This window comes from Brevundimonas diminuta ATCC 11568, assembly GCF_000204035.1.
In the GTDB taxonomy this organism is placed as follows: Bacteria; Pseudomonadota; Alphaproteobacteria; order Caulobacterales; family Caulobacteraceae; genus Brevundimonas; species Brevundimonas diminuta.
On the sequence record NZ_GL883086.1, the window covers coordinates 2,516,415 to 2,520,415 of the forward strand.

Below are 4,001 nucleotides of genomic sequence, written 5' to 3' on the forward strand. Positions count from 1 at the left end.
AGGCCGCCAAGGAGATCAAGGCCTTGATCTCGGCCTCCAGCCAGCAGGTCGGCGCGGGGGTGGCCCTGGTCGGACAGACGGGCGAGGCCCTGCAGCGCATCGTCAGCCGCGTGGCCGAAATCGACGGCCTGGTCGCGGAGATCTCGGCCTCGGCCCAGGAGCAGGCGACAGGCCTGCAGCAGGTCAACACCGCCGTGAACCAGATGGATCAGGTGACGCAGCAGAACGCGGCGATGGTCGAGGAATCGACGGCCGCCAGCCACTCCCTGGCCCAGGAGGCCGACGTCCTGGCCGCCTCGGTGGCGCGTTTCCGCATCGGAGGGGCTGTCGCGCCCGCGCCATCGTCTGCGCCGGCCTCGGCGCCTCGGACCGTCGCGGTGCTGAAGACCCTCGGTCGCGGCGGCGCCCCTCGGCTGCAAGAGGTCGAGGACGACTGGCAGGAGTTCTGACCGGACGGCCTGATCGTATGGCTGTGATTGTCATGGGGTGACGGCGGGGGCTGACACGGCCCCCGCTTTCGCCTATATGACCGCTCACATCGTTAGACCGACGTCCAACGGCGTCGTATCAAGCGGCGGCCCGGACGGACCGTCGCTTTTGTTTTTGGAGTAGCCGCTTGCGGGCCAAGACCGCCGAAGACCGTGCTCTGCTGGAGCTGATCGACCCCGTGGCCGAGAGCCTGGGGCTGGCGGTCGTGCGCGTGCGCCTGATGGGCGGGACGCTGCGTCGCCGCCTGCAGATCATGGCCGAGCGCCAGACCGACCACGACATCTCGGTCGAGGAGTGCGCCCGTCTGTCGCGCGCCGTGTCCGAGGTGCTGGACGCCGCCGACCCGATCTCGGGCGAATATCTGCTGGAAGTCTCGTCGCCCGGCATCGACCGGCCGCTGACGCGCCTGATCGACTTCGACCTGTTCGAAGGGCTGGAGGCCCGGCTCGAGACCGACCGCATGGTCGAGGGCCGCAAGCGCTTCAAGGGCGTCGTGGCCGGGACCGAGGGCGAGAACATCGCCATCGATCTGGACGGCGAGGACGAGACCGCCCTGATCCCCTTCGCCTGGCTGGCCGACGCCAAGCTGGTGCTGACCGACGAACTGCTGAAACGCGGCGCGGCCCTGCGCGCGGCGCGCGGCGAACCCGAAGACGACGGCCTGCCCGAGGGCGCGCCCGACGCTGAACAATCCAACTCCGACTCCACTAAGGACGACGCCTGATGGCCGTGACCGGAATCTCCGCCAACCGTCTGGAACTGCTCTCCATCGCCGACGCCGTCGCGCGCGAGAAGAACATCGACCGGGAGATCGTCATCGAGGCGATCGAGGAAGCGATCCAGAAGGGCGCCAAGTCGCGCTATGGCGCGCACCACGACATCCGCGCCCAGATCGACCACAAGACCGGCGAGCTGAGCCTGACCCGTCACGTCACCATCGTCGCTGACGACTGGCAGCCGGAAGACGAACTGGAAGAGTTCAACGACAGCGCCATGGTGCGTCTGCGCGACGCGCTGAAGCGCGACGCCGAGGCCGAAGTCGGCAAGGAGTACGTCGAGGTCCTGCCGCCGTTCGAGTTCGGCCGCGTCCAGACCCAGATGGCCCGCCAGGTCGTGACCGGAAAGGTCCGCGAGGCCGAGCGCGCCAACCAGTACGAAGAGTTCAAGGATCGCGTCGGCGAGATCGTCAACGGCACGGTCAAGCGCGTCGAATACGGCAACACCATCGTCGACCTGGGCCGTGGCGAAGGCATCATGCGCCGCGACCAGTCGATCCCGCGCGAGGTGTTCAACGTCGGCGACCGCGTCCGTACCTACATCTACGACGTGCGCCCGGAGGCCAAGGGCCCGCAGGTCATGCTGTCGCGCGCCCACCCCGGCTTCATGGCCAAGCTGTTCGCCCAGGAAGTGCCGGAAGTCTACGACGGCGTGATCGAGATCCGCGCCGCCGCCCGCGACGCCGGTTCGCGCGCCAAGATGGCCGTCCTGTCGAACGACAGCTCGATCGACCCCGTCGGCGCCTGCGTCGGCATGCGCGGCTCGCGCGTTCAGGCGGTCGTCGCCGAACTGCAGGGCGAGAAGATCGACATCATCCAGTGGAACGAGGACGAGCCGACCTTCATCGTCAACGCCCTGGCCCCGGCCGAAGTGGCCAAGGTGGTGCTGGACGAAGAAGCCGACCGCGTTGAAGTCGTGGTGCCGGACGAGCAGCTGTCGCTGGCCATCGGCCGTCGCGGCCAGAACGTCCGCCTGGCCTCGCAGCTGACCGGCTGGCAGATCGACATCATCACCGAGTCCCAGGACTCCGAGCGTCGCCAGCGCGAGTTCGCCGAACGCACCGCCCTGTTCCAGGAAGCCCTGGACGTGGACGAGACGATCGCCCAGCTGCTGGTCACCGAAGGCTTCGCCACGGTCGAGGATCTGGCCTTCGTCGAGGCTTATGAAATCTCCGAGATCGAAGGCTTCGACGAGGACACGGCCGAAGAGCTGCAGACCCGCGCCCGCGAACACCTGGAGCGTCAGGCCGCCGAGCTGGACGCCAAGCGCGTGGCCCTGGGCGTCGAAGACGGCGTGCTGGACGTGCCGGGCGTGACCGCCGCCATCGCCGTCGCCCTGGGCGAAGGCGGGGTGAAGACGGTCGAGGATCTGGCCGACCTGGCCACCGATGAAATCCGCGGCGGCTATGAAGTGCGCGGCGGCGAGCGCGTGAAGGTTCCGGGCGTACTGGAAAGCTTCAATCTGAGCCAGGAAGACGCCGAAATGCTGATCCTGCAGGCGCGCGTGGCCGCCGGCTGGATCGACGCTTCGGAACTGCCTCAGCCGGAATACGTCGAGGAAGAGACGCTGGAAGGCGACGTCGAGTTCGACGGCGAAGTCCAGGAAGAAGCCCCGGCCGACGACGTCGACGCTGATGCAGAGGCCGCTTCCGGCGACCTCGACGATCAGTCCCGCGACATGTGATGGGAGCCGCAGCCGTCCATGAGGTCGTCCGAGACGTTGATCGATAGGGATCGTCAGGACCTGGCGTCGCGCCAGGCCCTCGATGAATCTCGCCTGATCCGTTTCGTGGCGGCCCCGGACGGGGCGGTGGCGCCCGATTTGGGGCGCAAGCTTCCGGGGCGCGGCCTGTGGGTCGCGGCCGACCGCGCCTCGCTTGAGGCCGCGATCAAGAAGAACCTGTTCGCGCGGGCGGCCAAGGCGCCGTTGAAGCCCGCCGCGGACCTGCCTGATCTGGTCGAAAGCCTGCTGGTTCGGCGCTGCCTGGACCAGCTGGGTCTTGCCCGGCGCGAAGGCGTGCTTATCTCTGGGTTCGAGAAATGCGCTGCGGCGATCCGCAGCGGCCGCGCCGCATGGCTGATCGAAGCCGCCGACGGCTCGGCCGATGGGCGCGGCAAGCTTCTGGCCCTCTCCAGACACGCCTCGCCCGCCCCTGAAATCTGCGGGGCTTTCAGCGCGGACGATTTGAGTTTGGCCCTTGGGCTGGAAAATGCGATACACGCCGTCCTGCTGCAAGGCGGGCGGGCCGATCGCTGGACCATGGAGGTTCAGCGGCTGGCGGGATTTCGACCTCTCTGTCCCCAGAGCTGGAACCGGGCGGGGCCCGAACACGGCGCAGAGGACGACCGGAGCGCGGCTCCGGAAGGAGAGCCTTAGGGTTTGAGCGGCTGCGGGCCTGTTTCCGAAACAACGGAGGCGGGGCCGCATTCTGCTATGGGTGATTGAGAGACGAAGGCGGAATTCTCCGCCCTGAGTAAAAGCGACCGGATGAGCGACGAAAACAACAATTCCAACGACGGCAAGACTCCTGCCAACGCGCCTTCGCAAACGGGGCCGCGCGCGCCGTTGAGCCTGAAGCCGCGTGCGGCGGGCTCGGTCTCGACCGGCACGGTGAAACAGAGCTTCAGCCACGGCCGTTCCAAGACCGTCGTCGTCGAGACCAAGCGCCGCGCCGGCCCGCAGGGCGGGCATCAGCGTCCGCAGGGCTTCGACGTCGCGCGTCCGCGCCCCGAAGG

Annotated in this window: 5 protein-coding genes; all 5 read left to right on the forward strand. The window is 68.1% G+C overall.

The window, feature by feature from the left end:
• On the forward strand, positions 1–449 hold a 449-nt coding region (locus tag BDIM_RS17310; protein WP_248601228.1), incomplete at its 5' end, for a methyl-accepting chemotaxis protein.
• A gap of 167 nt (positions 450–616) precedes the next feature.
• On the forward strand, positions 617–1,213 hold the full coding sequence (rimP, locus tag BDIM_RS16165) for a ribosome maturation factor RimP (RefSeq protein WP_003166634.1): 597 nt from the start codon (positions 617–619) through the stop codon (positions 1,211–1,213).
• Positions 1,213–2,949 carry a transcription termination factor NusA gene (gene nusA, locus BDIM_RS16170; RefSeq protein WP_040346457.1) on the forward strand — a complete coding sequence of 579 codons (1,737 nt, stop codon included), beginning with the start codon at positions 1,213–1,215 and terminating at the stop codon, positions 2,947–2,949. The genes rimP and nusA overlap by 1 nt, the downstream gene beginning before the upstream one ends.
• 18 nt (positions 2,950–2,967) lie before the next feature.
• Positions 2,968–3,642 carry an RNA-binding protein gene (locus BDIM_RS16175; protein ID WP_040346459.1) on the forward strand — a complete coding sequence of 225 codons (675 nt, stop codon included), beginning with the start codon at positions 2,968–2,970 and terminating at the stop codon, positions 3,640–3,642.
• A 111-nt stretch (positions 3,643–3,753) separates the two neighbouring features.
• A partial coding sequence (locus tag BDIM_RS16180) for a translation initiation factor IF-2 associated domain-containing protein (RefSeq protein WP_040346461.1) occupies positions 3,754–4,001 on the forward strand: 248 nt, incomplete at its 3' end.